General features: G+C 64.5%; 27 protein-coding genes, 1 pseudogene and 1 riboswitch. Of the genes and pseudogenes, 4 read left to right on the top strand and 24 right to left on the bottom strand.

Annotation, left to right across the window (positions count from 1 at the left end):
* Positions 1-33: 33 nt before the first annotated feature.
* The 11 genes and pseudogenes from KP001_RS18050 to yihA form a co-directional block, all read right to left on the bottom strand.
* A complete protein-coding gene (locus tag KP001_RS18050; RefSeq protein WP_217289648.1) occupies positions 34-870 on the bottom strand; it encodes an energy-coupling factor ABC transporter ATP-binding protein in 837 nt (278 codons plus the stop codon).
* A 206-nt stretch (positions 871-1,076) separates the two neighbouring features.
* The gene (gene cbiQ, locus KP001_RS18045; RefSeq protein WP_217286938.1) at positions 1,077-1,838 is read right to left on the bottom strand and encodes a cobalt ECF transporter T component CbiQ; all 762 of its coding nucleotides are present in this window, start codon (positions 1,836-1,838) and stop codon (positions 1,077-1,079) included.
* A pseudogene (locus KP001_RS22445) lies at positions 1,838-2,026 on the bottom strand (cobalt ABC transporter permease); the annotation flags it as partial. The gene cbiQ and the pseudogene KP001_RS22445, both read right to left, overlap by 1 nt.
* Before the next feature lie 97 nt (positions 2,027-2,123).
* Complete coding sequence (locus tag KP001_RS18035; protein WP_217289647.1) at positions 2,124-2,834, bottom strand: energy-coupling factor ABC transporter permease; 711 nt, start codon at positions 2,832-2,834, stop codon at positions 2,124-2,126.
* Between the two features lie 293 nt (positions 2,835-3,127).
* Positions 3,128-4,435, bottom strand: coding sequence for a phosphomethylpyrimidine synthase ThiC (gene thiC, locus KP001_RS18030; protein WP_217286936.1), 1,308 nt, complete (start codon positions 4,433-4,435; stop codon positions 3,128-3,130).
* A complete protein-coding gene (locus tag KP001_RS18025; RefSeq protein WP_217286935.1) occupies positions 4,432-5,811 on the bottom strand; it encodes a cobyrinic acid a,c-diamide synthase CobB in 1,380 nt (459 codons plus the stop codon). Before KP001_RS18025 ends, thiC begins: the two co-directional genes overlap by 4 nt.
* 16 nt (positions 5,812-5,827) lie before the next feature.
* The gene (locus KP001_RS18020; protein ID WP_217286934.1) at positions 5,828-6,424 is read right to left on the bottom strand and encodes a histidine phosphatase family protein; all 597 of its coding nucleotides are present in this window, start codon (positions 6,422-6,424) and stop codon (positions 5,828-5,830) included.
* Positions 6,425-6,502: 78 nt separating this feature from the next.
* Complete coding sequence (gene cobS, locus KP001_RS18015; RefSeq protein ID WP_217286933.1) at positions 6,503-7,249, bottom strand: adenosylcobinamide-GDP ribazoletransferase; 747 nt, start codon at positions 7,247-7,249, stop codon at positions 6,503-6,505.
* Between the two features lie 23 nt (positions 7,250-7,272).
* On the bottom strand, positions 7,273-8,325 hold the full coding sequence (gene cobT / locus KP001_RS18010) for a nicotinate-nucleotide--dimethylbenzimidazole phosphoribosyltransferase (protein WP_217286932.1): 1,053 nt from the start codon (positions 8,323-8,325) through the stop codon (positions 7,273-7,275).
* Positions 8,326-8,369: 44 nt separating this feature from the next.
* Positions 8,370-8,891, bottom strand: a complete 522-nt coding sequence (gene cobU, locus KP001_RS18005; RefSeq protein ID WP_217286931.1) for a bifunctional adenosylcobinamide kinase/adenosylcobinamide-phosphate guanylyltransferase — start codon at positions 8,889-8,891, stop codon at positions 8,370-8,372.
* An 89-nt stretch (positions 8,892-8,980) separates the two neighbouring features.
* Positions 8,981-9,161, bottom strand: a riboswitch (cobalamin riboswitch).
* 43 nt (positions 9,162-9,204) lie between these two features.
* On the bottom strand, positions 9,205-9,840 hold the full coding sequence (gene yihA, locus KP001_RS18000) for a ribosome biogenesis GTP-binding protein YihA/YsxC (RefSeq protein ID WP_217286930.1): 636 nt from the start codon (positions 9,838-9,840) through the stop codon (positions 9,205-9,207).
* A gap of 149 nt (positions 9,841-9,989) precedes the next feature.
* On the opposite strand from yihA, the gene KP001_RS17995 reads away from it, so the two are divergent.
* On the top strand, positions 9,990-10,841 hold the full coding sequence (locus KP001_RS17995; RefSeq protein WP_217286929.1) for an HDOD domain-containing protein: 852 nt from the start codon (positions 9,990-9,992) through the stop codon (positions 10,839-10,841).
* Positions 10,842-10,844: 3 nt separating this feature from the next.
* On the opposite strand, the gene KP001_RS17990 is transcribed toward KP001_RS17995, so the two are convergent.
* The gene (locus KP001_RS17990) at positions 10,845-11,075 is read right to left on the bottom strand and encodes a hypothetical protein (RefSeq protein ID WP_224959587.1); all 231 of its coding nucleotides are present in this window, start codon (positions 11,073-11,075) and stop codon (positions 10,845-10,847) included.
* 132 nt (positions 11,076-11,207) lie between these two features.
* Between KP001_RS17990 and KP001_RS17985 the strand changes: the two genes are divergently transcribed.
* Genes KP001_RS17985 through glgP form a run of 3 tightly spaced genes read left to right on the top strand, consistent with a single transcriptional unit; the run spans position 11,208 to position 16,648 of the window.
* Complete coding sequence (locus KP001_RS17985) at positions 11,208-12,692, top strand: HAMP domain-containing sensor histidine kinase (RefSeq protein WP_217286928.1); 1,485 nt, start codon at positions 11,208-11,210, stop codon at positions 12,690-12,692.
* Between the two features lie 19 nt (positions 12,693-12,711).
* On the top strand, positions 12,712-14,079 hold the full coding sequence (locus KP001_RS17980) for a sigma-54-dependent transcriptional regulator (protein ID WP_217286927.1): 1,368 nt from the start codon (positions 12,712-12,714) through the stop codon (positions 14,077-14,079).
* Positions 14,080-14,095: 16 nt separating this feature from the next.
* Positions 14,096-16,648 carry an alpha-glucan family phosphorylase gene (gene glgP, locus KP001_RS17975; protein ID WP_217286926.1) on the top strand — a complete coding sequence of 851 codons (2,553 nt, stop codon included), beginning with the start codon at positions 14,096-14,098 and terminating at the stop codon, positions 16,646-16,648.
* Between the two features lie 39 nt (positions 16,649-16,687).
* On the opposite strand, the gene flhB is transcribed toward glgP, so the two are convergent.
* The 12 genes from flhB to KP001_RS17915 all read right to left on the bottom strand — a co-directional run bounded on the left by flhB (position 16,688) and on the right by KP001_RS17915 (position 26,447).
* On the bottom strand, positions 16,688-17,746 hold the full coding sequence (flhB, locus tag KP001_RS17970; protein WP_217286925.1) for a flagellar biosynthesis protein FlhB: 1,059 nt from the start codon (positions 17,744-17,746) through the stop codon (positions 16,688-16,690).
* A 9-nt stretch (positions 17,747-17,755) separates the two neighbouring features.
* The gene (fliR, locus tag KP001_RS17965) at positions 17,756-18,541 is read right to left on the bottom strand and encodes a flagellar biosynthetic protein FliR (protein ID WP_217286924.1); all 786 of its coding nucleotides are present in this window, start codon (positions 18,539-18,541) and stop codon (positions 17,756-17,758) included.
* Positions 18,542-18,811, bottom strand: coding sequence for a flagellar biosynthesis protein FliQ (fliQ, locus tag KP001_RS17960; protein ID WP_217286923.1), 270 nt, complete (start codon positions 18,809-18,811; stop codon positions 18,542-18,544).
* Positions 18,812-18,829: 18 nt separating this feature from the next.
* Positions 18,830-19,588, bottom strand: a complete 759-nt coding sequence (gene fliP, locus KP001_RS17955) for a flagellar type III secretion system pore protein FliP (protein WP_224959581.1) — start codon at positions 19,586-19,588, stop codon at positions 18,830-18,832.
* Positions 19,585-20,055, bottom strand: a complete 471-nt coding sequence (gene fliO, locus KP001_RS17950) for a flagellar biosynthetic protein FliO (protein WP_217286922.1) — start codon at positions 20,053-20,055, stop codon at positions 19,585-19,587. Before fliO ends, fliP begins: the two co-directional genes overlap by 4 nt.
* Positions 20,052-20,357: a flagellar motor switch protein FliN gene (gene fliN, locus KP001_RS17945; protein WP_199395764.1), complete on the bottom strand. Its 306-nt coding sequence runs from the start codon at positions 20,355-20,357 to the stop codon at positions 20,052-20,054. The genes fliO and fliN overlap by 4 nt, the downstream gene beginning before the upstream one ends.
* Entirely contained in the window at positions 20,354-21,331 is a 978-nt protein-coding gene (gene fliM, locus KP001_RS17940; protein ID WP_217286921.1) for a flagellar motor switch protein FliM, read from the bottom strand. The genes fliN and fliM overlap by 4 nt, the downstream gene beginning before the upstream one ends.
* Positions 21,332-21,343: 12 nt before the next feature.
* Positions 21,344-21,874 carry a flagellar basal body-associated FliL family protein gene (locus KP001_RS17935; RefSeq protein ID WP_217286920.1) on the bottom strand — a complete coding sequence of 177 codons (531 nt, stop codon included), beginning with the start codon at positions 21,872-21,874 and terminating at the stop codon, positions 21,344-21,346.
* A 469-nt stretch (positions 21,875-22,343) separates the two neighbouring features.
* A complete protein-coding gene (locus tag KP001_RS17930) occupies positions 22,344-23,228 on the bottom strand; it encodes a flagellar hook-basal body protein (protein ID WP_217286919.1) in 885 nt (294 codons plus the stop codon).
* Positions 23,229-23,331: 103 nt separating this feature from the next.
* Positions 23,332-23,724 carry a TIGR02530 family flagellar biosynthesis protein gene (locus tag KP001_RS17925; protein WP_217286918.1) on the bottom strand — a complete coding sequence of 131 codons (393 nt, stop codon included), beginning with the start codon at positions 23,722-23,724 and terminating at the stop codon, positions 23,332-23,334.
* Position 23,725: 1 nt separating this feature from the next.
* Complete coding sequence (locus KP001_RS17920; protein WP_217286917.1) at positions 23,726-24,391, bottom strand: flagellar hook assembly protein FlgD; 666 nt, start codon at positions 24,389-24,391, stop codon at positions 23,726-23,728.
* A 13-nt stretch (positions 24,392-24,404) separates the two neighbouring features.
* Positions 24,405-26,447 (bottom strand): flagellar hook-length control protein FliK, encoded by a 2,043-nt coding sequence (locus tag KP001_RS17915; protein WP_217286916.1) that lies wholly within the window; start codon positions 26,445-26,447, stop codon positions 24,405-24,407.
* Positions 26,448-26,462: the final 15 nt, after the last annotated feature.

Raw genomic sequence — 26,462 nt, 5'->3', positions numbered from 1 at the left:
GAGGTCGCCCTGGAAGGGAGCGCGCTGCAGCAATCATCGTTTTCGGGACATCGCCTCCACCATCTCCCGGCGCGCCTCGCCGATGGTGAGGGGGAGGCGGCTGAAGGGAAGCCCCTCCTCGTGTTTCAGCTGGTAGATAAGTTCGGCGATGTGGGGGAGGCGCAGCTTGACGTTGGCCAGTTCTTCCGGTGCGGTGAACACCTCTTCTGGGGTGCCGCCCCGGACCAGGCGCCCTTTGCTCAGGATATGGAGCTGGTGCAGGAAGATGGGCACCAGGTCGACGCTGTGGGTCGCCATAACGATGGTGACGCCCTGGTCCCGGTTCAACCGGGTCAAGAGCTCCATCATCCGGTACTCGCCCATGGGATCCAGCCCGGCGGTCGGCTCGTCCAGGAGCAGGATCTCGTGCCCCATGGCGAGAAGCCCGGCGATGCAGACCCGCTTCTTCTGGCCGTAGCTCAGGTTGTGGATACCCTTCCCGGCGAACTCCGACATGTCGACGCTCGCCAGTGCGGCGTCCACGCGGCTTTTCACCTCGGCCTCGGCACATCCCATGTTGCGCGGACCGAAGGCGGCGTCCTCGAAGACGTTGCCGGCGAAGAGCTGATCGTCCGGGTTTTGGAACACGAGTCCGACCTTGCGGTAGATGTCGCGCGGGTGCAGTCGGAGCACGTTGTCGCCATCCAGGAGCACCTCGCCACGGTACCCCTTGATCAGGCCGTCCATGATCTTCAGCAGCGTCGTTTTCCCCGAGCCGTTGGAGCCGAGGATGCCGGCGAACTCCCCCCGGGCGATCCGGAGCTGCATGTCCGAGAGGGCAACGGTTCCGTCAGGATACTTATAGCTTTCGAGGTTGACGGATATTCTGATCGGGTCCACAGGCGTTCCTTTACCTTTAGCGAAGATCTTCTTCCGCGAGTCCCTCTCCCTCTGGGAGAGGGTGCCCGGAGGGCGGGTGAGGGCTCTGCCGGTTGCGGTTATTTTCCCTTGGCAACGCCCTCACCCTGGCCCTCTCCCTGAGGGAGAGGGGATGTGGACAGCTGTAACGGGAGATGATGCCTTTCAGGGCCTTTACTCTATTGCATCAATCTGAACAGGGCCGCGGCGCTGACGAAGAGGATCGCCGAGCCAACCTCGACCCCGCGCAGCGGCCGATGCACGGACGTGGGCATGGCGCCGTCGTAGCCGCGCTGCACCATCGCGGTAGTGATGCTCTGGCTGTTGTCGAAGGCCTTGATTACCAGCACGCCAGCGAGGGTCCCCAAGGAGGAGAGGGCGCGCCGGCACCCCACGTAGCCGAGGCGGTTCTTCTGGGCGTTATAGACCACCTGGGCATCCTCGAGGAGCAGGAACAGGTAGCGCCAGGCAAAGAGCGCGACATCCACCAGCACCTGCGGCACCCTGAGCCAGGAGAGCGCGGCCATCAGTTCGGTGAAGGGGGTGGCAAAGCCGACCGCGGCGAGCAGGGAGACGCCCCCCAGGATCCGCCCGGCGATGAGGAGCCCCGCCGCCAGGCCGTCGCGGTGCCCGACCAGTTCCCAGCCGGCCACACCGACGCTGAAAAGGGGGATGGTCCCGGAAAAGAAGGTCTTCAGCGCCAGCACCATGACCGCGATGAAGAGCGGCTCGGAGAAGCGCAGCACGAGGATACGCACCGGCGTGCCCAGGTGCAGGCAGAGGAGGAACCCGAGCACGGCCACCGCCAGGGGAAAGGCCACTCCCTGCGAACTCAGCACCATGACCAGGAGGGCGAGGGCGCTGACCAGTTTCACCCGCGCGTCCACCGAAGCGAGAGGATGGGCCGCGTGGTGGCGGTATGCGTTGAAGTGATGGTGCATCAACCTTCCTTCTTGTCCTTGCCCGTCAGCTGCCGCCAATAATATCCGGCGGCGAAACCGCCCACGACCCCGGCCCCCAGGAAGGCGAACAGAAGCAGGTCGCCGGAGCCCGGATCGATGAGGGGCGCCTTGGCCTCCCGCCCGTGCTCCTTGGCGATCTTCTCCACCACGGCCTCGTCCACCCCCTGGTAGGACTTGGGGGCCAGGGAGAAGAAGTAGAACGCGAACAACAGCGTCGGCAGCATCACGGTGTGCAGCAGCAGGACTTTCCACCTGCGTTTTCTGTCAGGCATTGCCGGCAACCTCCTTTTCCGTGATGACCCTCATCTTAACGAGCAGGTCCGGGCGCTTGCGGTACAAAAGCGTGACCATCCCCGCGGTAATGACCCCTTCCAGGATGCCCAGCGGCAACTGGGTGGGGAGGAACGCGAACACTATTTTCACGAACAGCGGCCACAGCGGCGACTCACCCCGGATGCCGAGGGCAAGGAGGAGCGATGTGGTGGCGTAGGTGGCCCAGTCTGCCACAAGCCCGGCGATAAATCCAGCCAGAGCTAAACTCCCGCCGACCCGGCGCAGAACCCGGAAGGCGGACCACCCGGCAAAGGAGCCGACCACCCCCATGGAGAGGGTGTTGGCGCCCAGGGTCGAGAGACCGCCGTGGGCGAGAAACAGCGCCTGGATCAGGAGCGACACCGCCGCGATGATCACGCTCACCAGCGGCCCCACCAGTATGGCGGACACCCCGGTGCCGCAGGGGTGCGAGCAGGTCCCGGCGGTCGGCACCGGGATCGGCATGCAGGAGATGATGAAGACCACGGCGGTGAGCAGCCCGACCAGCGGCTTCATGGAGAGATCCTCCCGCGCCAGGGCGTTCAACTGCCTGATCCCCAGGGCCAGAAACGGTACCAGCACCAGGAACCAGGCGACCGCCCACGGGAAGGGAAGGATTCCCTCGGAGATGTGCATGGCATGGGCCGGGGTGGCGACCAACATGGAGAAGGCCAGCACCAGCGCGAACAACGAACCGGCCCTAAATCCTCCCCAGCTGTGAGAGAAGCTGTCACGAGCGACCGACGACCGGACAGTCCCCCTCTCCCTCCGGGAGAGGGTCGGGGTGAGGGCTCCGCCATGGCAGGGTTCTTTCTCCGTGACATCTCCCTCACCCGGCCTTCGGCCACCCTCTCCCGAAGGGAGAGGGGATTTCCTGTCCGGAGCGGGTCTGGACACTGATGCAATGTCTGCCAGGAACTGCCCCCGTAAATCGGTAGTTCGATGGTGAATCCGTATCAAATCTTGTCCCCGCGCAGATGTTCCGCGAAGATCTTTCCGGCGCCGCGGGAGGCGCAGAAGTCGCCGCACATGGTACAGGTCTGCTCGTCCTCGGGGACGCGGCTCTTCCTGATGGCTGCGGCGTCCTCAGGGAAGAGGGCCAGCTCGAACTGACGCTGCCAGTTCAGATCCCGGCGCGCCTTGCTCATCTCCTTGTCGCGCTCCCTCCCCCGCTCGGGGTACTTGTTCATGTCACCGATGTAGGCGGCTATCTTGGCCGCCTTGACACCCATCTTGACGTCTTCCTCGTTCGGGAGCGCCAGATGCTCGGCCGGCGTGATATAGCAGATCAGGTCGGCGCCGTAACGCGAGGACTGGGCCGCGCCAATGGCGGCGGTGATGTGATCGAAGCCCGGCGCCACGTCTGTGGAAATCGGGCCCAGCATGTAATAGGGGGCTCCGCCGCTCATTCGCTTTTGCAGCTTGATGTTCCCCTCGACCTCGTCCAGCGGCACGTGCCCCGGCCCTTCCACCAGCATCTGGCACCCCATGTCGCGGCCGAGTTCGGCCAGCTCGCAGTTGATCAGCAGCTCCTGGATCTGGGCGCGGTCGCTGGAGTCGTGGATGGCGCCGGCCCTGAGGCCGTTACCCAGCGAGAGCACGGTGTCGTAGCGCTTCAGGATCTCCACCACACGGTCGAACTTCTCGTAGAGCGGGTTCTCGCGGTTGTTGGCGATCATCCACGCGGCCATGCTGACGCCCCCCTTGGAGACCAGGCCGCCGTAGCGGTATCCCTGTTTCCTCAGGCGCTCCAGGGTGTAGAGGTTGATGCCGCAGTGCACCGCCATGAAGGCCATGCCGTCGGCGCACTGGCGCTCGATGATGTCGAAGAGCATCTCCTCGTCCAGCTTGTTGGGATCGCCGTACTTCCTGGCTGCCTCGCAGAACGCCTGGTAGAGCGGCACGTTACCCACCGGCAGGTCGACGGCGGCGATCACCTCGCGACGCACCCGGTCCAGGTCCCCGCCGACCGAGAGCTCCATCAGCGTGTCCGCCCCCGCCTGCTGCGCCACCTGTGCCTTGCGCACTTCGGCCTCGTAATCGATGATGTCCGACGAGGTGCCGATGGATGCGTTCACCTTTGTGCGCAGTCCGGTGCCGATGCCGGCCACCTTCGGCTTCCTCACGTGGTTCCACGGGATGACGATCTGCCCCGCGGCCACCTTGTCCCGGACGTATTCCGGTGTTACCTCTTCGTCGAATGCCACCTGCGCCATCTGCGGGGTTATGATCCCCGCGCGCGCCGCTTCAATCTGCGTTTTCATGTGAGACTCCTGGTCCGGTATGCCCTGCAGTGTCCCACGAAGTCACGTGCGATACCCGGTGAGCTGCCGAAGTGTAAATGGATGTAGGAGGCCAGGCAGTTCTTGTAGCGAAACCCTTCCAGCCCCAGGTCGGCGCCCTTCCTGCTGACCCGGTAGAGGCGTTCGATCCTCTCCGGCATCTCCCCCATCTCGGAATAATGAAATTCGTGCCCTCGTGCTTTGGTCCCCTTGGTGCCGACCACGGTGTCGGCGATCAGCTCTATCTCCCGGTACCCGAGTGCCTTGCGGCGCGGCAGCATACGGGTCCGCACCGGGAAGACACCGACAAACGGGATCGTTTCCCCTTCGCCCGCCACCCCTTGAGTGAGGTAGATGAATCCGCCGCACTCGGCGTAGACGGGGACGCCCGCCTCGACCGCCTGGCGGACCGCCTGCAGCATCGGCTCGTTGCCGGCCAGCTTTGCGGCGAAGAGTTCTGGGTAGCCGCCGGGAAGGTAGATGCCGCCGATCCCATCGGGCAATGCGGCATCCTCCATCGGGGAGAAGCAGCAGATCTCGGCCCCCTCCTCGGCAAGAAGCCGCAGGTTGTCCGGGTAGGCGAAGCAAAAGGCGGCATCGCGGGCGACGGCGATCCGCACCGGCGCGCCTCCCCTCCCGCCTTCCGCTTCCGGCTGCGGCAACGCCGGAAGTTTCTGCTGTTTCAGGTTTAAAAGAGCCTCCAGGTCGAGGTGCCGCTCAACGACCTCGACCAGGTGGTCCAGAAACTCTGCGGAGAGCGGGTTGTCCTCGGCCGTGGTGAGCCCCAGGTGTCGCGACGGGATGGCCAGCGCCGCGTCCCTCGGCATGCACCCCAGCACCGCGACGCCGGGAAGATGCGCCGCCAGTGCCTCGCGCAGAATCCGCTCATGGTTCGCGCTCGCCACGTTGTTGAAGATTACGCCGGCCACACGAACACCGGGATCGAAACCGGCGAAGCCGCTGACCAGCGCGGCGGCGCTGCGGGCCTGGCTCCTGGCGTCCACAACCAGGATGACCGGCGCGGCGAGTTCCTTGGCGACCTGGGCCGTACTCCCGGCGTCGGAACTGCCGTCGATACCGTCGAAGAGCCCCATCACCCCTTCGATCACCGCGATGTCGCTGTCCGCCGTGCTGCGGGCGAAGCTGTCGCTCACGAATTCCCGCGGGCACATCCAGCCGTCCAGGTTGATGGACGGGGCGCCGGTCACCAGGGCGTGGTAGCCGGGATCGATGAAATCCGGCCCGACCTTGAACGGCGCCACTTTGAGCCCGCGACGCCTGAGCGCCGCCATGATGCCGAGGGTCACGGTGGTTTTGCCGGAGCCGCTGTGCGGCGCTGCGATGACGATGCGCTTCATGCCCGGGGAGTCTCCGTCAGCCGTTGACCAGTTGGACAACGGTGTTGCCGTCGGCCCAGTAGTCGATGATGTTCACGGCGCAGTACTGCTGGTCGATACTGAAGAAGGAACCCAGCGGCGCCTTGACCGCGTCCAGGAGGATGATGCGGTTCACCCCGCCGTGCGCCACCACCAGGACCTCCTCGCCCCGGTGCCGCTCCACGATCTCCTTCAAGGCGGGTAACACGCGCCCCGCCAGTTCACCGAGGCTCTCGCCGCCGGGCGCACAGAAGTTCTCCAGGTCCGCCAGGCGCGCCGCCCACTCGTCCGGGCGCTGTTCCTGGATCTGGGCCACGGAGAGCCCTTCCCAGACCCCGCAGCTCAGCTCGCGCAGGGCGGGGACCTTGACCGGCTCGACCCCGAGGTACGGGCCCAGGATCTCCCCGCCGCGCACGGTGCGCTGCAGGTCGCTAGTGTAGAGGGCGCTGATCCGGTCCGGCTCCAGGCGCGGTTTCAGCTGGTGGTACATCTCCTCGCCGCGAGGCGTGAGGCGGACGTCGAAGTGGCCGTTGTAGCAGTAGGGGCGTTCCACCTCGCCGTGACGGATCAGGTGGATCCTGGTTCTTTGGGTCATGGGTTCTCCTCTATATCAACCTGCGGCAGGGGGATGCGCCACGGGGACAGGCACCTGGCGGAGCCAGTCCCCTTACCCCTACCCCAGCCGGCCCAACAGCGCCAGCAGGAAGATAAGGCAAAAGATCTCGTTCAGTTCGCTGGCACAGCCGATCACGTCGCCGGTGACGCCACCAAGCTTTCTATGCGACCACCCTTTGATCCCCCAGGTCAGGAGGAACAGGAGCAGCAGGGTGATGAGGCCGGGCAACCGGAGCAGAGCGGCCCCGACAGCGACCGCGCAGACGCCGGCGAGGACCAGCTGCAGCATCCCCGCCCCTCCCACGAAGGCGTGCCCGAGCCCGTCCTTCCGGGCGCGCTGCGAGCCGACCGTCATCTGCACCTGGGCAAAACGGGCGGCCATCGGGAAGAAGAGGAGCGCTTCGCGCTTGTGTTCCAGAGGGAGCGCGAGCAGCGCCTGGTACTTGAGCGTCAGCCCCAGCACCAGGCCGACCGCCCCCACCGCGCCGACCCGGGAATCCTTCATGATCTCCAGGAAACGCTCGCGGGAACCGCGCGCGGCCAACCCGTCGCAGACGTCGGAGAGTCCGTCCAGGTGCAGCGCACCGGTGACGACGCTCAGTAGCGCGACCAGCACCAGGTCGGCCACGGAGCGGGGCAAAAGCGGTGCCAGCAGGAAGTCCGTACCGGCAAGAAGCGCCCCGAGGGCCAGCCCCACCAGCGGGAACAGCGCCATGGAACGCCCCAGATCCTTTTCCTCGCAGCGCACCGAAACCGGCAGCGGCACGATGGTCAGGAACTGGAATGCGATGATGAAGAGCCTCATGAGTTCACCCCGGGCCGCCTCACTCAGGAGGAGGCCACCCCGGCCTCTTCGAAGGTCGCCATCTCCTTCAGGATCTTGACCCCGGCCTCGATGAGTCCCATGGCCAGCGCGGCGCCGGTCCCCTCGCCGAGGCGCAGCTGCAGGTCGAGCAGCGGCTTCACGCCGATGCGCTCCAGCATCATCTGGTGCCCTATTTCGACCGAGGTGTGGGCGGTGAAGATGTAGTCACGCACGGCGGGATGCATCTCGGAGGCGATCAGTGCGCCGGCGGTGGAGATGAAGCCGTCGACGACCACCGGCATCCGGTTGGCCGCCGCGCCGAGCACAAGGCCGGCGATGCCGGCGATCTCCAGTCCCCCGACCTTGGTGAGAACGTCCAGCGGGTCCTGCGGCTCGGGGCGGTTCAGGTCGAGACCGGCCTGGATCACCTTGACCTTGTTCTCCAGGGCCTCGTCGCCGATGCCGGTGCCGCGGTGGGTCACCTCGCGGACGGTGCAGCCGGCGATGGCGGCGATGATGGCGGAGGAGGGGCTGGTGTTGCCGATCCCCATCTCGCCGGTGCCGACCATGGCGACCCCTTCCTTTTTGGCCTCGTCGGCGAGCGCGATGCCGACCTCGATGGCGGCGACCGCCTCCTCGCGGGTCATGGCGCTACCCTTGGCGAAGTTGCGCGTCCCCTTGGCCACCTTGCGGATGATCAGGCCCGGGGCCGGCTCGAAGTCGTAGTCCACCCCCACGTCCACCACGCGCACCTCAGCGCCGCTGTGGCGGGCGAGCACGTTGACACCGGCGCCGCCGCGCAGGAAGTTGAGCACCATCTGCGGGGTGACTTCCTTGGGAAACAGGGAGACCCCTTCCTCCACGATGCCGTGGTCGCCGGCGAAGGTGAAGATGACCTTCTTGGCGGTGTCGGGGGCGAGGTCGCCGGTGATGGCGGCAAAGCGGCGCCCTACCTCCTCCAGGCGTCCCAGTGAGCCAAGCGGCTTGGTCTTGTTATCGAGTTTGGCCTGGGCCTTGGCGAGCAGCGCCTCGTCCACCGGCTGGATCTTGGCGAGTGTCGTTTCCAGAAGTTGCATCGGTTCCTCCTTGGGTTTCATGGCATTTCACTGGTCATGGCATATCACTTCAGCCTGAGCGGCAGTCCAGAGATAGTGACGTACACCTCGTCCGCCGCCGCGGCGATGATTTCGTTGGCCTCGCCGGCAAGGTCCCGGAACGCGCGGGAGAGCGGGTGCTCGGGGACGATCCCCATCCCCACCTCGTTGGTGACGATGATGAGCGGGGTGGTAAGGGAGGCGAAGCTCCCGGCGAAGCTCTCCACCTCGGCGAGGGCCTCGGCGGCCCCGCCCGGGCAGCGGAAGAGGAGATTGGAGATCCAGAGGGTGACGCAGTCCAGCAGCATCACGTTGAAGCGCCCCTCGTGGCTGCGGATCGCCTCCGCCACCCGGACCGGTTCCTCCACGGTCTGCCACTCCGCCCCGCGCCGCCCCTGGTGCCGCGCGATGCGCTGGGCCATCTCGGCGTCCCCCGGCTCGCCGGTGGCGAGGTACCCCCGTAGCGGCGCGTACTTCTCGGCCAGACCTTCGGCGTAGCGGCTCTTGCCGCTGCGGGCGCCGCCGGTGACCAGGACCACTTTGGACATAAAAAAACCCCCCTTCCCATGACGGAAGGCGGGTCAAAATTCGCACTACAGGCGCGATTCCGGCTTTAGCCCCTCTGCCACGGAGGTTCCAACAAGCTTGCATCCAGGCAGGTTTCCTGACTCACGGGTCGTCTTACTCGCCGCGCCTTCCCGATTCGATCAGTGGCGTTGTTGCGGCTTTCATCTCCGTTCACAGTTGCGGGACAGCGAGGGATTCACACCCTCTTCCCTTTTAACCCCTCTCGGGGCACCAGGACGAACGTCTATGTCTTTTTTTCAGCGACCTGTTTAGTAACAGACGCAACGGTGAAAGTCAATCACTAACCGGCGCCGCTTCCTCCGCAAATTCGCCGCTTTCCCCCTCCCCCGCGTCCAAAAGGGCGTCGATCCGGCGCCAGACGGCGTCTTTGCCTTCCTTGTTCAGGGCGGAGAAAAAAGTGAGTTCCTGCTTCTCGACGCCAAGCGTCGCGCAGATGACGGCGGTCTGGCGCGCACGCTCGTTCTTGGAGAGCTTGTCGCACTTGGTGACCACGATGATGGGGGCGACCGAGTACGCGCGCAGCCAGGCGAGCATCTGCAGGTCGTCGTCGCTGGGAACCCGGCGGATGTCCAGGATCAGCACCACGCCGCGCAGGTTCTCCCGCTTGGCAAGGTAGGTCTCCATCATGGGGCGCCAGTCCTTCTTGACCGCCAGCGGCACCTTCGCGTAGCCGTAGCCGGGGAGGTCGACCAGCATGAAGTCGTCGTTTACCTGGAAGAAGTTGATCAGTTGGGTGCGGCCGGGGGTGGAGCTGGTGCGCACCAGGTTCTTCCGGTTCACCAGCACGTTGACCAGGGAAGACTTGCCGACGTTGGAGCGTCCGGCGAAGGCGATCTCCGGCAGGTTCCCCTCCGGGTAGTGCGCCGGACGGGTCGCACTTTTAATGAACTGCGTGTTCTTTACAATCAAGGTGAAACCTTTTCCCTTTTTTTTCAGGGCAGTATAGACCGGGGAGCGCCCCCTTTCAATCATTAAATCCGAGCTTGCCTAAAGCTAACATTTTGGTATATTTTTGAACCTGACCAGAACCGGCCCCAGCAAACGGAAGGATCCAAGGCATGAATAAAGAACTCGAGACTGCGATCATGACCGCAGCGGACCTGCCCACCATTCCCATCGTTGCCATCAAGGTGATGGAGCTTATCGAGAGCGACAGCGCGACGGCCGAAGAACTCGCCAAGATCGTGTCATCGGATCCCGCCGTTGCAGCGCGGGTCCTCAAGATTTCCAACTCCTCCTTTTACGGCTGCCGCAGGCAGATCCAGACCCTCTCCAGCGCCATCGTCGTCCTTGGCTTCAGCACCCTGAGAAGCCTCGTGGTCGCCGCGTCCGTGAAGCAGGTCTACAAGCCCTACGGTCTGACCGAGAAGATGCTCTGGGAGCACTCCTTCGCCGCCGGGCTCGCCGCCAGGATCATCGCCCGCCGCACCCGCCTCGCCAACGAGGAAGAGGCCTTCCTCGCCGGACTGTTCCACGACATCGGCAAGATCATCATGAACACCCTGGACCGCGACAAGTTCCAGGAGGTGATGCAGCACTGTTATAACGAGGGGATTTCCTTCGGGCAGGCGGAGAAGGGGGTTTACCCCTTCACCCATGACGAGGTTGGAGCGTACGTGATCAAGAAATGGAACTTCCCGGAGATCCTGACCACGGCGATCCTGCAGCACCACCAACTGGACTTCACGGAACTGGACGACCCGGCACTGATCAACCTGACCGCGGTGACCTCCCTGGCGGACCAGTTCTGTCTCAAGCTTGGCATCGGGATCCGGGAGCCGCAGGAAGAGATCGAACCGGCGGCGTCCAAGGCGGGTCAGCTGCTCAATATCACGGAAGAGAACGCGGCCGAGATGCTGGAGGTGTTCGACAAGGCCTTCGCCGAAGACAAGGCCCTGTTCACCAGCTAGGGGTCACTCGGAGATGTCCCCGGCTTCGGCTTTTTCGAGCAGTTTCTTCGCCTCATCGGAGATGCTGACGCTGTCAGCCGGCTCCGGCTTGTGGGCCGGCTTGCCCCGCCTGCGCTGATGCTCCTGCCCCCCGGCATCCGGGTCGATCCTGAGCCCCCCCGAAATCCTGTCGACGCTGTAGCCCATGCCTCCTCCCATCGCCCCCTGGTTCTGGCGCATTTCAACGACCGGCATCTTAGCAGCAAGTCCACGCTAATGGAAGTCAATTAATTCATCCCCGCCGCAACTGACATTGGCCTTGTCTAGCCAGGGGCGCTGCTGTATACTTGCGAGCTTAGTGAAAACTCATATATCGGAAAAAATGTCATGAAACTGAACACGAAGCTGGTGATGATCATGCTCACCATGCTGGTAGTCGCCACGCTGATTCTCTTCATCCTGAACCAATTCAGCCAGAACGACCTGGTGCAGGAGATCCAGGAAAGCTCCACCGTCGTTTCCAAGGCGATTCAGCTAAGCGTCGAGGACCTGACCTCGGAAGAGGAATCGACGCGGCTTTCGGAATATCTCAGCCAGGCCAAGAACAAGGGCGTCAACGAGATCAACATCATCAACAACGAAGGGGAGATCATCAACTCCTCCGACCCCGCGCAGGTCGGCAAGAAGCGCGAGATAAAGAAGCTTGAGAAGGGGCTCAAGCGCCGTGGGGGCGGGGGGGGGAGTTCCCTGAAGCCCTACGACCTGGTGGTACCGGTCATCGTCGGTGACGAGCAACTGGGTTACGTGCAGATCAACCTCCTCTTGGACAACATCCGCGACATCCAGCACGCCAACTTCGTCCGGCGCCTTTCCGCGACGGTGCTGGTGTTCATGGGGGGCATGATCCTCATCATCTTCCTGGCGCGCCGCTACACCAACCCGATCCACCGCCTGGCGGCGGGGGTCACCAACGTATCGGCCGGCGATCTGAGCGTCACCTTCGAGGCGGAGAGCGGCGACGAGATCGGCGAACTCGCCGAGAACCTCAACGAGATGGTGAAGAAGCTCAAGGAGAAGGAGCAGTTGGAGAAGCGGCTCTACGAGGCGGAGCACCTCTCGAAGGTGGGACAGCTGGCCGCGGGGATCGCCCACGAGATCAGGAACCCGCTCAACTACATAAGCCTCGCGATCGACCACCTGAAAAGCGAGCTGCTCCCCTCCTGCCCGGAGAAGGGTGGCGAACTCGAGGCCATCGCGGACAACATCAAGGAAGAGGTCCGCAAGGCCAACTACATGGTGCTCAACTTCATGAACTACGGCCGGCCGCTCAAGCTGAAGCGCCAGCAGGTGAGTTATCCCGACCTGGTCGACAAGGCGATCCACCTCATGCAGGACCGGCTCACCGAAAGGAACATGCAGGTGGTGCGCGAGATCCCCGCGGACCTGCCGGCCATGCTGATCGACCCGGAACTGATGCGCAACTGCCTGTGCAACTTCATAAGCAACAGCATGCAGGCCATGTCCGACGGCGGCACCATCACCCTGGGGGCCGCGGTGGAACCGGAAAGCGGGGAGTGCCGGCTGAGCTTCAGCGACTGCGGCGTGGGCATCGAGGAGCAGGACATCGAGAAGGTGTTCCAGCCCTACTTCACCACCCGCGAGGCGGGTATCGGGCTGGGGCTCGCCATCACCGAGCGCATCGTGAAGGAGCACGGCGGGCGCATCTGCGTGGCAAGCCGCAAGGGTGAAGGGACCACCTTCACGGTGATCCTCCCGGCGGGGGCGCTGGTCGCCCCGGCCCCCTCCGGCAAGGGGGATGGAAGGGAGGCGGCGCTGGTGCCCGCCGGACCCAATGAAGCAGCGGGAAATTAGGAGATACCTGGGAGTGGCAATGAGCGGCAGCATCCTGATAGTAGACGACGAGAAAGGGCAGCGCGACATCCTGAGCGCCATCCTGTCCAAGAAGGGGTACCGGATCACCTCCGTCCCCAGCGGCGAGGAAGCGCTGCAGGAACTGGAGCAGGCCGAGTACGACCTCATGCTCACCGACCTGAAGATGCAGGGGATCTCGGGGATGGAGCTGATGGAGCGCGTGCTTTCCGACAACCCGTCCCAGTGCGTGGTGATGATGACCGCCCACGGCACCATCGACTCGGCGGTCGAGGCGATGAAGAAAGGGGCCTTCGACTACCTTGAGAAGCCGCTGGAGCGGGAGGACCTGATCCTCACCGTGCAGCGCGCCTTCGAGCGGATCATGCTCCTCAAGGAAAACAGGGTGCTGCACAAGAAGCTGGCGGAAACGAGGACCCTGCCGAACATGATCGGCGAACACCCCAAGATGATGGAGGTGGCGCGCATCATCCACAAGATCGCCCCTACCTCCACCACGGTGCTCATCTACGGGGAATCCGGCACCGGCAAGGAGCTCGTTGCCCGCGCCATCCACGACGGCAGCCCGCGCAAGGACAAGGCATTCTTCGCCATCAACTGCGCCGCCATCCCCGACGCCCTCATCGAGAGCGAGCTCTTTGGCCACGAGAAGGGCTCCTTCACCGGCGCGGGGAGCAGGGAAATCGGCATCTTCGAGGCCGCGGAGGGGGGGACGGTCTTTCTGGACGAGATCGGCGAGATGAACGTCTCGATGCAGGCGAAGCTCTTGCGCGCCATCCAGGAGAAGGAGATCCGCCGGGTGGGGGGGAAGGTGAACATCCCCGTCGACGTCCGGATCATTTCCGCCACCAACAAGGACCTGGAGCAGGAGACCAAGCGCGGCAACTTCCGCGAGGATCTCTTCTACCGGCTCAACGTGATCCGCATCACGCTCCCCCCGCTGCGCGAGCGTGGCAACGACATCGTGACACTGGCCAACTTCTTCCTGAATAAGTACAGCCGGGCCTCGGGCATGTCGGTCAAGGGAATCGGCAAGCCGGCGCTCAAGATCCTGCTAGACTACAACTGGCCCGGCAACGTGCGCCAGCTCGAATCGGTGATCGAGCGCGGCGTGCTGATGGCGGAAAGCGACTACATTCAACCCGAGGACCTCCCCGCCGAGGTGCACCACGACGCCTCCCCGGCCGGTTCACTCCCCTTCGACTTCCCGGCCGAGGGGATATCGATCGACAACCTCGAACGGGACCTGATCACCAAGGCGATGGAACGGGCGGACTGGGTCATCGCCAAAGCGGCACCACTTCTGGGCATGAGCTACAAGACGCTACAATACCGGCTGGAGAAGTTCGGTATCGGGAGGCCGGAGTAAGTAGCGAGGAGGCGGTATGAACCTCTTCTCGACGCTGCACCGCTTCACCGTTGTCCCCTCGCTCCCCAAGGAGCTCTCCGGGCTGCAACGGATCGCATACAACCTCTGGTGGACCTGGGAACCGGAGGCCATCCGACTCTTCAAGCGCCTCGACCCGGAACTGTGGCGGGCGACGCGCCACAACCCCCTGGAGATGCTGGGGTGCCTGCAACAGGCCACCTACGACAGCCTGATGCTGGACGAGGGGTTCATGTCGCACCTGGCCCAGGTTGAGGAGAGGCTCGACGAGTACTTGGCCTCGCACACCTGGTACGAGCGGCACGGCACCCCGCGGGCGCGTATCGCCTACTTCTCCATGGAGTTCGGCCTGCACGAGTCGCTCCCCATCTACTCCGGCGGGCTCGGGATCCTGGCCGGCGACCACCTGAAGTCCGCCAGCGACCTCGGGCTGCCGCTGGTGGGGGTGGGTCTTTTGTACCGCCAGGGGTACTTCCGGCAGCACCTGAACCTGGAAGGGTGGCAGCAGGAGATCTACCCCGAGAACGACTTCTACAACCTGCCGCTGCACCTGGAACGGGACGGCGCCGGCGAGCCGCTCACCCTGGAGCTGGAGTATCCCGGCAGGAACGTCCGGGTGCAGGTCTGGCGGGTCCAGGTCGGGCGGCTGCGGCTCTACCTTCTGGACAGCAACCTCGAGGAAAACACCCCGGCGGACCGCGAGATCACCACGAGGCTCTACGGCGGCGACCAGGAGATGCGCATCCGGCAGGAGATCCTGCTGGGAATCGGCGGCATCAGGGCGCTGCGCCTTCTCGGGGTCGAGCCCAACGTCTGCCACATGAACGAGGGGCACGCCGCATTCCTCGCCCTGGAACGGGTCCGGATCCTCATGGAGGAGCGCTCGCTCAATTTCCAGGAGGCGATGGAGGCGGTCCGCGGCGGCAACGTCTTCACCACCCACACCCCCGTCGAGGCGGGCATCGACCATTTCCCCCCCGAGCTCCTCGAGCGCTACCTCGGGTGCTACTACCGCCACCTGGGGCTCACCCGCGAACAGTTCCTCACCCTGGGGATGCAGAACCACGGCCGCAGCAACGAGAACTTCTGCATGGCGGTGCTGGCCATGAAGCTCTCGCTGCACTCAAACGGCGTGAGCGAACTGCACGGCATGGTGTCGCGCCGCATGTGGGCCGACGTCTGGCCCGACCTTCCGGAAGAACAACTCCCCCTCACCTACGTCACCAACGGCGTGCACCAGAAGAGCTGGCTCTCCGAGGAGATGAGCGGACTTTTGACCCGCTACCTTGGCACCCGCTGGCTGGAGCAGAGCGACGACTCCCTCTGGCGCAAGGTGTCGCGCATCCCCGACGCCGAGCTGTGGCGCACCCACCGCCGCGGCACCGAGCGCCTGGTGGACTACGCCCGCCTGAGCCTTAAGGCCCAGTTGCAGAAGCTGGACGCCGGAGCCAAGGAGATCGACCGCGCCTCCGACGTGCTCGACCCGGAGATCCTCACCATAGGCTTCGCGCGCCGCTTCGCCACCTACAAGCGGGGGACGCTCCTGTTGCACGACAAGGAGCGGCTGGAGCGGATCCTCAACCACCCGGAGCGGCCGGTGCAGATCGTCTTCGCCGGCAAGGCCCACCCCGCCGATCACCAGGGGAAGGAACTGATCAGGCAGATCGTGCAGCTCGCGCAGCAGGAAGGGTTCCGGCGTCGCATCATCTTCCTCGAGGACTACGACATCTCAGTGGCGCGACGCCTGGTGCAGGGGGTGGACATCTGGCTGAACACGCCGCTCAGGCCGCAGGAGGCCAGCGGCACCAGCGGCATGAAGGCCGCCTTCAACGGCGGGCTGAACATGAGTATCCTGGACGGGTGGTGGTGCGAGGGGTACCGCGGCAACAACGGCTGGGCCATCGGCAGGGGGGAGGTCTACGACGACCTCGCCTACCAGAACGAGGTGGAGAGCAGGGCCATCTACGACCTCTTGGAGAAGGAGATCGTGCCGCTTTTCTACAACCGCGGCAGCGATGGGGTGCCGCGCGGCTGGACCGCGTTCATGAAGGCGTCGATGCAGACCCTCTGCCCCGTCTTTTCCACCGACCGCATGGTGCAGGAGTACGCCCGGCGCTGCTACCTCCCCGCCTTCGAGAACTGGGAGCGGCTGAACCGGGACGACCTGAGGCTCGCGGTGGAACTGGCGCGCTGGAAGGAACGGCTGCACGGCGTCTGGGGGGGGCTTTCCATCGTCGCGGTCCAGGCCGAATGCGACCGGGAGGTGACCGTGGGGCAGAAGGTCCCCATCTCGGTGCAGATCACGCCGGGAGAGGTGCCCCTCACCGAGATCGCCGTGGAGGTCTACTTCGGGGTGCTGGATTCCCGCGGGGCCATCATGGGGGGGGAGGTGGTGCCGCTTGACCCCGCCACCGAGCCGGACAAGGTCGGCCACTTCGGAGGCGAGCTGGAATGCCGCTTCTGCGGGAGGCACGGCTTCCTATTGCGGGTCATGCCGCGGCACCCGGAGCTTGGCACCGTGTACGACCCGGGGCTGATACTGTGGGGATGAATCTTTCCGGGTTGACTCAGCGGAGGTGAGGCGCCCGCCTCACCTCCGCTTCAGGCTGTACACGTAGGCGAGGATCTCGGCGACGGCCGCGAAAAGCCCCTCCGGGATCTCGTATCCCTCCTCCACCTGGGCGTAGAGCTCGCGGGCCAGGAAACGGTTCTCCACCAGGGTCACGTTGTTCTCCCGCGCCACGATCTTCATCTGCAGCGCCATCTGGTCCACCCCCTTGAAGAGCACCACCGGAGCGGACATCTTGAAGCGGTCGTACTTGAGCGCCACGGCGTAGTGGGTCGGGTTGGTGACCACGACGTCGGCGGTCGGGATGATCTGCCGCATGCGCCGGCGCGCCATCTGGAACGCCTTCTGGCGCTGCTTCCCCTTGATGGCCGGGTCACCCTCGGTGTTCTTGTGCTCGTCCTTCACCTCCTGCTTGGTCATCTTCAGGTTGTCCATGAAGCGCCACTTGACGAAGGCCAGGTCGAGCACCGCCAGGATGATCAGCACCCCGCAGGTGTGCAGCACGATCTTGAAGGCGATGTGCCCGATGAACTGCAGGATCCCCTGCAGGTCCTGGTCCACCAGGAAGATGATCCCTTCCATCTCCTCGGTCAGGACCTTGTACGCCATGTACCCCACGATCGCCATCTTCATGAAGGACTTGGCGACCTCGAACAGCGAGTCCTTGTTGAAGAGTCTTCCCACCCCCTGCACCGGGTTGAGCCGCCCCAGGTCGAACTTGAGCTTCTCGGAGCTGAGGTTGATCCCCCCCTGGCTGATCTCCACGCCGAGCCCCGCGACCAGGCAGACCAGCATGAACGGAGTCAGCATGATGCCCAGGTTGGCGAATTCCCGGATCATCAGGTGGTGCACGCCGGCCGGGGTGATCTCGATGGTGGCGAGCCCGCCGAAAATGTCCCTCATGGTCCCCTGCAGGGTCTTCAGCATCATGCCGGAACTTGCGTAGAGGGCCACCATCGCCGCGATCAGGGTGACCGCCGAGGTCATCTCGCGGCTGCGCGCTACGTTCCCCTTGCTCTTGGCATCGGAGACCTTCTTACTGGTAGGTTTCTCTGTTTTGGAGTGTTTGTCGTCTGACATGGCGCGGGCCTAGGCGAGCAGCCTGAACAGGGTGTGCATCTGCTGCACGAACCCGGCGAAGCTCCCGTTGAGAACACGCAGGAACACCGGCAGCGTGATGCCGAGGATGAGAAAGCCGATGCCGATGTTGAGCGGCATGCTGACCATGAACACGTTCATGGCGGGGAAGCTCCGCGCCACGATGCCCAGCGCCACGGTGGTGGCCAGAAGCGCCACGGAGACCGGAGCCGCGAGCTTAAGCGCGATGACGAAGATGCCGGTGCTGGTCTGCACCAGGAACTTCAGCAGGCCGCCGCTCACGTGCCAGGCCCCCAGCGGGATGAGCTGGTAGCTCTCCACGATCCCCTTGATGAAGAAATGGTGCACGTCGAGAGCGAGGAAGATCAGGGTCGCCAGCACCCCCTCGAAGATGGCCATGGTGGGGACGTTGTTCTGGGTGGTCGGGTCGAACTGGGCGGCGATGGAGATCCCCATCTGGGTCCCCACCAGCTGACCGCCGAACTCGACCGCCGCGAAGACGAACTGCGAAATCGCCCCGAGCGTCAGTCCGACCAGCGTTTCGCGCAGCACCAGGGTCATCAGGGAGAGGGAGTCGGTATCGGCGGGGACGGCCTGCAGGCGGATGATGGGGAAGATGACCAGCGCCATCGCGAAGATGAGCACCGCCTTGACGCGGTTGGGGACCAGACGGGCGCCGAACATCGGGATGGCCATGAACAGCGCCGCGACCCGGGCCAGGACCAGGGCGAAGGGGATCAGGTCGGCCAGGGCCTTGAGCGGGAGGGAGCCAAGCACCTAATGCCTCATGTTGGCGATCATGCCGTAGATCTCGCGGGTGAAGTCGCTCATGTACATCATCATCCAGGGGAAGAAGATGACCATGGCCACCATCACCGCGATGATCTTGGGGGCGAAAGCGAGCGTCGCCTCGTTGATCGAGGTGACGGCCTGGAAGATGCTGACCAGAAGGCCGACCACCAGGGCGCAGATGAGCAAGGGCGCCGAGAGGAGGATCACCGCCTCGAAGCTCCTTCTGCCGAGTTGGACTACCATTTCGGGGGTCATATCTGAAAACTCCTTGTCTTATCCGAAACTCTTCACCAGCGACCCGATGACCAGCCCCCAGCCGTCCACGAGGACGAACAGCAGTATCTTGAAGGGAAGCGAGATCATCACCGGCGGCAGCATCATCATACCCATCGACATGAGCACCGAGGCGACCACCATGTCCAGCACCAGAAACGGGATGAAGATCAAGAAGCCGATCTGGAAGGCGGTCTTCAGTTCGCTCACCATGTAGGCCGGGATCAGCGTCATGGTGGGGATGTCGTCGGCGTTGCGCGGCCTGGGTAGCTTGGAGAGGTTGATGAAGAGGGCCAGGTCCTTCTCGCGCACCTGCGATAGCATGAACTTGCGCAAGGGGGCCACGCCGCGCTTCAAGGCCTCCTCCTGCGTGATGGTCTGCGCCTTGTAGGGCTGCAGCGCCTGGGTGTTCACCTGCTGCCAGACCGGGGCCATGATGAAGAAGGTGAGAAACAGCGACAGCCCCACCACGATCTGGTTGGAGGGGGCCTGCTGGGTTCCCAGCGCCGACCGGAGGAAGGAGAGCACCACGACGATGCGGGTGAAGGAGGTGGTCATCATCAGGAGGCTCGGCGCCAGCGAGATGATGGTCATCACGAAGAAGATCTGCAGCACCACGGAGACGTCGGCGGGCTTGCTGACCTTGCCGACCCCCACGCTCACCGTGGGAAGGGAAAGCGGCTCCGCGCCCGCGGTCGCCGCCAGTATCAGGGATAGAGCCACCAGGAGCAGCGCTCCCAGGATCTTTTTATGTCTCACGCAAACCCACCGCTTTTGCCGAGCTGCCCAAGCGGCGCCTCCTTACGGGGGAGCCCGCCGGCCAGGGTCTCCAGCTTCTTCCTGAGCCGCCCCGGGATCAGCGCCGCGGCGCTTCTTTCCTCGACCAGCTCGATCTCTTCCAGCATCTCCACCTGCTTGATCAGGCTCACCCCCTCGCCGCTGTTGGACAGAAGCAGGTATTCGCCCCCCACCTCGACCAGCATCAGCGACTTCTTGGGGGCCAGGTGCCTGGTCTCCACCACCCGGATGTACCCCGCGGACTTCCCCTGCGGCATCTTCATGAGCCGGCCGGCCAGGTAGTAGAGGATCAGGATGATCCCGATCACCAGGATCAGCGATCCCACCATCTGCGCCAGGCTCCCCAGCAGGTCCGGTCCGCCGCTATCGGCGTGTGCCGCCGCCGGGATGAGCAGCGTCGCCGTTGTCACCGCCGCGAGCTTTCTCATAGCACCTTGTCCACCCTTTCATTGGGGCTCACGATGTCCAAAAGCCTGATGCCGAACTTGTCGTTCACCACCACCGCCTCGCCGCGCGCCACCAGTTTGGAGTTCACGAAGACATCCAGCGGCTCGCCCGCGAGCTTGGTCAGCTCCACCACCGAGCCCTGGTTCAGCTGCAAGACGTCCCGCACCAGGAGCTTGGTCCGCCCCAGCTCGACCGTGAGCTGCAGCGGGATGTCCATGATGAAGTCCAGGTTCTTCGGCTGCGGAACGTCCTTCTGTTCGTCTAAAGCGAGTTTTTCGCTCAATCTTCACCTCCTGTCAGGGTGCGGGTGATCTGTACCGCCTTGTTTCCGCCGCTTACCCCGGCAATTCCCATAAACTTCTTCGTTCCCCCCACCTTGACCACCAGTTCGTCCTTGCCGCTGGAGTCGAGCATGATCACGTCCCCGGGGGTGAGCCCCAACAGGTCCGCCAGCGATATGGTCGCGCCCCCCATCTCCACCGACATGTCCATGGGCGCCCCCATGAGCTCCTCGGAGAGGCGATAGGACCAGAGGGGATCCACCACCATCATGTCCATCTGCACGCCGCGCTTCAACTTGTCGCGGATCGGCTCGATGGTCAAAAACGGGATGGCGAGGATCATGCTCCCCACGGTCTCCTCGATCTGGATCTTCATGCTCATGGTGACCACCTGGTACTCGGGGGGGACGATGTTGACCAGGCGCGGGTTCATCTCCAGGCGCAAAAGGTTCATGCTGGCCGGGCAAAGCGGCGCCCAGGCGCGCTCCAGGTCGGCCAGCGCGTCCTTGACGATCTTCTCCACCAGGCGGAGCTCGATGGAGGTGAAGAGCCGGTTCATCCCCTGCCCCGACGGCACCCCCGATCCACCCAGGATGCTGTCCACGATGGTGAACACCAGGGTGCTGTCGAAGGCGATCAGCGCCGCCCCCTTCAACGGGTCCATCTTGTAGATGGCCATACAGACCGGCGAGGGAAGCACGCTCAGGAAATCCCCGAACTTGTAGGGGACCGCCTCCTCCTTCTTGATGTCCACCATCCGCCCGAGCCGGTTCGACATGGTGACCCGGTTGTAGCGGATGAAGCCGTCGTAGACGATGTCCAGGTTCGGGATGGCGCGGTGGGCCTCGATGTCGAGCAGGTCGAACTGCTCCGCCTGAGGCCCTTCCTTGGCCAGCTCGTTATCCGGGATCAGGCTCCCGTCGAAAACGGCCGCCACCAGGGCGTCGATCTCTTCCTTGGTAAGGAATTTTTCCATCGATGGCACCTTTTACTGCACCACGAAGTCGGTGAAATACACCTTGGTTACCTTGCTGGGGGGGACCACCTTGGAGACCGCGGCGAGGATCTGCTCGCGCAGCTGGTTTTTCCCCTGCAGGTCCTGGATCTCCTGCATGGTCTTGGTGGTCAAAAGGATCAGGATCGCGTCCCGCAGCGGGGCGAGCTTCGCGTCGAGCTCCGCCTTCGCCTGCGGGTTGGCCATCTCGAACTCTACCTTGATCTTCAGGTAACGGAGTTCCTGGCCGTCGTAGATGTTGACGATGAAAGGCTCCAGGGGATAGACGGTGCCGCCGCCGGCAGCCGCGCCCTCACCTCCCTTGGCGGGCGCGCCGTGTTCGCCGCCACCTTCCGCCTTGGCCTCGACCTTGGCGCCTTCCGGCGCCTTCTCCTTCTTGCTCCCCCCCATGAAGAAGGCTGCCGCCCCCCCGATGGCAAGGACCGCTACCACGGCGCCGATGATGATGAAGAGCTTCTTGTTGTTCTTTTCCGGGGTCTCTTGCGGCTTCGCCGGTTCGGCCATGCTGGGTTCTCCTTTTGGAAACAGCTTAAGCTGGTGTATTCGTTTTGAACACCTTGCAACCCAAGTGCCAGAACCGTAGCGCCGCGCCAGATATGCCTGCGACAGCATCGGGCCGGCTGCGCAAAGGGGCGGGTAAATCGTTATGTTACGGAATCTTGCGCGGGAAAAGAAGATATTGCCGGGGAATGGGTGAGGGAGGCGGAAAAGAGCACGGGTCAAGATTTTGACCAGCGTGCCGGGGGCGGCGTGCGGGTCGCCGGGAGCCGGGCGCGGGGCGCAAGGGGGCCCGGGACGGCAAAAGAGGGGGCAACCGGGCGCACCGGTGCCATGACGCCCGAAAGGGGCGCTTCTTTTGCCGCCGCAGGCGCGGCACCGCGCCGCAGGGGGCGGTGTCAGACCTCCGACGCCGGGGGCGCCTTTGACACGGCGAGGATGAGGGGCGCGGCGCGAGCCGCGCCCCCTGCTTGTGCTAGCGGATCAGCTGCAGAACTTCCTGCGTCATCTGGTCCGTGGTGGTGATGGTCTTGGAGTTGGCCGAGTAGGCCCGCTGGGTGATGATCATCTTGACGAACTCGCTCGCCATGTCGACGTTGCTCTGTTCGAGGGTGTTGGAGAGGATCTTCTCGCTCACGCCGTTGGGCTTGTTGGCGGCCAGGGAGAAGGCGGCCCCGGAAACGCCGGCATCCGCCGTCGCCTGGTACAGGGAGCCCCCCATCTTGCTGAGCGCGGTAGGGTCGGATGCGGTGATCACGGCGAGGCGCTGCACGGTAGCGGAGTTGGCGGGGGTGGCCGCTACGCCCACGGCGCCGGAGGTGTTGTAGTAGTTCTGGGTGATGCCGTCGGTGGCGAGGTAGGTGATCAGGCCGGAGTTGTCGATGCTGATGATCTTGCCGAAGTCGGTGGTCGGCGCCGCGCCGCTGTTCACGAACTTGATCGGGTTACCCTGGGTGTCCAGCACCTGGTAGCCGTCCGGGTTCACCAGGGTCAGGTTGTTGTCTACCTGGAAGGCGCCGGCGCGGGAGAGGAAGGCGGAATTCTGGGTCGCCACCGGGGAGGCCGCGGTCGGCGGCTTAAGGGCGAAGAAGCTGGTCCCTTGTATGGCGAGGTCGGTCACGTTCTCCGAGCTCTGGGTCGAGCCCTGGCTGAACACGTTCTGCACCGCCTGCATCTGCACGCCCTTGCCGATCTGGGAACCGCCGCCGATGTTCTGGGACAGCATGTCAGAAAAGAGGGTTCTGGCCCCCTTGAAACCTACCGTGTTGACGTTGGAGATGTTGTTGCCGATGACGTTCATCGCTTCGCCGTTTTGGATCAGGCCGGTAACGCCGGTAAACAATGCGGAAGTAACACTCATTTTTTTGCCTCCTCAGGCTTGGTTGTGGGACTCCTCAGTCGGTCGGTGTCCCGCGGGCTTTCCTTCTGGAGGGCCAGCCCGTTTCGGTTGTCGTCTTTGCGTTTTAGAAAAATACTGCCGAGTCGATGTTGGTGAAAACGTTTCCTTTCATCCCCTGGCGATCCATGGCGGTCACCACTGTCCGGTTTTTGACGCTCACCACAAGGGCCGCGTCCCCCATCAGGATCAGCGATTCCCGGCCTCCCTTTTGCGCCACGCTGTCCACCGCCCCTTCCAGCTGCTTCATGTCGGCGTCGGAGAGGGTGATGCCGCGGGATTTAAGCCGCTCCTGCGCGTGCTGCGAGAGCTTGACCGGCTGCCCCGGGAGTTTCTGGTCCAGGACCTGGGCGAAGGGGGTGCCGCTCCCCGTGCCTTTCGCGGCCGGCTTGTTGGCGGTCTGGTTCGGCTTGACCGGCGCCTGGATCGGTTGGGGAAACAAGATGCTGTTGTCGATCATCTTAGACTCCCTCGGTCACCGAGGTGACATCGGTCAGGTTGAGTTTCAGCGCCCCTACGGAAAGTACCGGGGTGCTGCCGGACATGTCGACGCCGTTCACCTTCCCGCGCACGAGACCCGTGGTGGAAATGGCGGTCCCCGAGGCGTCCTTGGCGGAGACGCTGAAGCTGTAGGCGCCGGGGGTGAGGGGCGCACCGGAGTTGTCGGTGCCGTCCCAGGTGACGCTGTTGTTGCCCGAGCTCTGGGTGCCGCCGGTGATGGTCTTCACCACCTTGCCGTTGGCATCGAGGACGGAGACGGTCACGGTTTCCGCGTTCCTCCCCAGGTTGTAGTTGATGGCGGCGCCGCTCCCCGGTGTGAGCTCCACCTGGGAACCGGGAGCCTCAACCTGCTTGCCGATCAGCGAAACCGCCGCGAGGGTGCCGGCGTTGCTTCCCTGGCTCAGCAGGCTCTGCAGGTTGGTGTTGGTGTTGTAGGCCTGTTCGACCTGGGTCAACTGGGCGAGCTGCGAGATGAACTGGGTGCCGTCCTGAGGGTTCAGGGGGTCCTGGTTCTGCAGCTGGGTCACGAACAGCTTCAGAAAATCGTCCTTGTTCATTCCCGTCGCCTTCTTCATCGCGGCCGCGGCTGACGTCGTTGTTGCTGCTGATGTTGCGTCGGTTATCATCCTTACCTCCTTTCTAGAATCTCACGTCCAGCAGGTTGTTGACCTCGGCCGTCAGATAATTGACCCGGGGTGCATCCTGCCCGTCGTACCCTGCGCCCCTGGCGAACCTTTGGGGCTGGTGCTGCTGCTGGTTGCCCCGCTCCTCGTTGAGGGGGGCGTTGAACCCGCCACCGCCGGTAGAGACGTTGAACCCTTCCATGGTGAGGTTCTTGCCGGAAAGGGATTCGCGCAGCGAGTCGAGGTTGCTCATCAGGAGGTCCTTGACCATGCGGTTGTCCGCCTGTACCTCCACGTTGAGCCGGTTGTTCTCCATGCGGAGCTGGATCTTCAGCTCTCCCAGCTCGCCCGGGTTCAGCCTGATGCTCATCTGGCCGTTCCCCTTGCCGTCGTGCGTCACCACCCCTTCCCTCACCTGGGAAAGGATGCTTTCGTGCAGGAAGCTCTTGCCGCCCGCCTGCCTGGTTTCCGCCTGCGCCACTTCGGCAGGGGCTGCCTGCGCCGTCAATCCCGCGCCGAGCATCTGGCCGTTCTGGCTCTGCTCACCCTTCTGGTGCGATTGTCCCTGCTCGCTTTGGCCGCCCGACATCTCCCGCACCGCCCCTGCTTCGGGGACCGGCTTGGCAGTTGCCGTCGTTGCATTCTTGGTGCCGGAAAGCTCCTCTCCCGGTGCAGTGGAGACGTTCCCCTGCTGGGCCTGCGCCGCCTCCCGGACCTGCTTACCGGTAACGGCCTCACCGTGCGCGTCCTTGCGCGGCGCCTGTGGAGCCTGCTCCGCCGCCTGCCCCGGTGCGCCCTGCTGTTCCGGTGCGCCCTGCTGTTCCGGTGCACCCTGCTTTTCCGGTTGTGTCTTCAGCTCCGACGCTGCCGCCTCCGCCTTGGCCGGGGCGACCGTCGCGCCGCTGCTCTTCGCTGCTGTCGCTGCTGTCGCGGCTGACGCTTCCGGTGTCGGCGCCTGCACCTGCTCCGTTGCGTCCTGCGGTAGTGCCGCTTCCTGCTGTGCCGGCGCACTCTCCTCCCCGGCCGTTGCCGGGGTTGTGGCAGGACCGGTCGCCGTCGCGGGCTCCGCCTGCTTCCTGACCGGCATGGCTACGAAGCGCCCCGCACCGGTCTCCTTCGCCGCGAGATGTGCGGTTGCCACCGTCTGACCGGGGGCGACGGCGGTTTTCGCGGCATCGGGGAGTTGCCCCGGGCCTTGCTGCCGCTCCGCCCCCCCCTGCGCCGCCGGCGCCTGGGGCTTCTCGACCTGCGCTCCTTCTGTCGCGCACGTAGAGTAAACCACCTGTGAAAGCTCCGCCGGCTCCGCCTTCTGGCCGAGAGCGATACCGGCCGTGCCGGTGGTGGTCTGTTGCTGCTGGTTCCGCTGTGGCGCTGCCTGCTGCGGCAGCTCCGGTTGTGCACCGCTCTCCACGCCGTCCCCCGTCGCTGCGGGTTCCCGGCGCGCGCCCTGCTGCAGGGCCTGGAGCCTTTCCAGCGCGGTCGAGCCTGCTTCCGCGTTGGCATCCTCGCTCCTTGCCGCCATGTTCGACTCTAGAGCCGCCATGGCCACGACAAGGCCCGGGTTGGGATCGGGCTGCGTCTCCGGGACCGTCCCGGTCGCCGCATCGCCCGCCTGACCGGTAGCCGAAGCTTCCGGCATCGCCGGTGCCGCCTGCTCCGTCCCCGCCTGCGCAACGTTCCCCGAAGTGGCCTCCGCCCCGGCGTCCCGCGCCGGTTCGGATGTCTCCTTTTCGGGATCCGCCTTGCGGGCCTGGAGCTTGCCGTTTTCCACCGCCGCCTTTTCAGCCGCCGGTGTATGCGTGGCCTGGGCCGGGAGGCCGTCTCGCGCGCCACGGGTTTCCGTTGCCTGGTTTTTCTCCTCCGCCCTGGCGGGGCGTGGGGAGGTCTTCGGGGTCTTCTCCGGCGCCGGCCGTGCCGTGTTCTCCGCCGGGGTTTGTCTCCCCTGCAGCAGCTGCTGGAACACCCCTGCGCCGGGGGCCGCCGCTGCCGTCGCCATCCCGCTCTGCGCCGCTGGGGCCGGGATGGCGTCTGGAATGAATGCTGCGTTTTGAACCATCATGTACGTATCACCTCC

The organism is Geomonas subterranea (assembly GCF_019063845.1).
Classification (GTDB): domain Bacteria; phylum Desulfobacterota; class Desulfuromonadia; order Geobacterales; family Geobacteraceae; genus Geomonas; species Geomonas subterranea.
This window is presented reverse-complemented; position numbering and strand designations above follow the sequence as displayed.

What these genes read in the sequence shown, in the direction of transcription:
- cbiQ (WP_217286938.1), bottom strand. Translation starts at nt 1,838, where the DNA reads ATGCACCATCACTTCAACGCATACCGCCACCACGCGGCCCATCCTCTC.
- KP001_RS17985 (WP_217286928.1), top strand. Translation starts at nt 11,208, where the DNA reads ATGAAACTGAACACGAAGCTGGTGATGATCATGCTCACCATGCTGGTA.
- flhB (WP_217286925.1), bottom strand. Translation starts at nt 17,746, where the DNA reads ATGTCAGACGACAAACACTCCAAAACAGAGAAACCTACCAGTAAGAAG.
- cobU (WP_217286931.1), bottom strand. Translation starts at nt 8,891, where the DNA reads ATGTCCAAAGTGGTCCTGGTCACCGGCGGCGCCCGCAGCGGCAAGAGC.
- fliM (WP_217286921.1), bottom strand. Translation starts at nt 21,331, where the DNA reads ATGGAAAAATTCCTTACCAAGGAAGAGATCGACGCCCTGGTGGCGGCC.
- KP001_RS17930 (WP_217286919.1), bottom strand. Translation starts at nt 23,228, where the DNA reads ATGAGTGTTACTTCCGCATTGTTTACCGGCGTTACCGGCCTGATCCAA.
- thiC (WP_217286936.1), bottom strand. Translation starts at nt 4,435, where the DNA reads ATGAAAACGCAGATTGAAGCGGCGCGCGCGGGGATCATAACCCCGCAG.
- cobT (WP_217286932.1), bottom strand. Translation starts at nt 8,325, where the DNA reads ATGCAACTTCTGGAAACGACACTCGCCAAGATCCAGCCGGTGGACGAG.
- KP001_RS17990 (WP_224959587.1), bottom strand. Translation starts at nt 11,075, where the DNA reads ATGCCGGTCGTTGAAATGCGCCAGAACCAGGGGGCGATGGGAGGAGGC.
- fliQ (WP_217286923.1), bottom strand. Translation starts at nt 18,811, where the DNA reads ATGACCCCCGAAATGGTAGTCCAACTCGGCAGAAGGAGCTTCGAGGCG.
- KP001_RS17915 (WP_217286916.1), bottom strand. Translation starts at nt 26,447, where the DNA reads ATGATGGTTCAAAACGCAGCATTCATTCCAGACGCCATCCCGGCCCCA.
- KP001_RS18020 (WP_217286934.1), bottom strand. Translation starts at nt 6,424, where the DNA reads ATGACCCAAAGAACCAGGATCCACCTGATCCGTCACGGCGAGGTGGAA.
- KP001_RS17980 (WP_217286927.1), top strand. Translation starts at nt 12,712, where the DNA reads ATGAGCGGCAGCATCCTGATAGTAGACGACGAGAAAGGGCAGCGCGAC.
- KP001_RS17935 (WP_217286920.1), bottom strand. Translation starts at nt 21,874, where the DNA reads ATGGCCGAACCGGCGAAGCCGCAAGAGACCCCGGAAAAGAACAACAAG.
- KP001_RS18035 (WP_217289647.1), bottom strand. Translation starts at nt 2,834, where the DNA reads ATGTTGGTCGCCACCCCGGCCCATGCCATGCACATCTCCGAGGGAATC.
- KP001_RS17920 (WP_217286917.1), bottom strand. Translation starts at nt 24,391, where the DNA reads ATGATAACCGACGCAACATCAGCAGCAACAACGACGTCAGCCGCGGCC.
- KP001_RS18025 (WP_217286935.1), bottom strand. Translation starts at nt 5,811, where the DNA reads ATGAAGCGCATCGTCATCGCAGCGCCGCACAGCGGCTCCGGCAAAACC.
- fliO (WP_217286922.1), bottom strand. Translation starts at nt 20,055, where the DNA reads ATGAGAAAGCTCGCGGCGGTGACAACGGCGACGCTGCTCATCCCGGCG.
- cobS (WP_217286933.1), bottom strand. Translation starts at nt 7,249, where the DNA reads ATGAGGCTCTTCATCATCGCATTCCAGTTCCTGACCATCGTGCCGCTG.
- KP001_RS17925 (WP_217286918.1), bottom strand. Translation starts at nt 23,724, where the DNA reads ATGATCGACAACAGCATCTTGTTTCCCCAACCGATCCAGGCGCCGGTC.
- KP001_RS17995 (WP_217286929.1), top strand. Translation starts at nt 9,990, where the DNA reads ATGAATAAAGAACTCGAGACTGCGATCATGACCGCAGCGGACCTGCCC.
- glgP (WP_217286926.1), top strand. Translation starts at nt 14,096, where the DNA reads ATGAACCTCTTCTCGACGCTGCACCGCTTCACCGTTGTCCCCTCGCTC.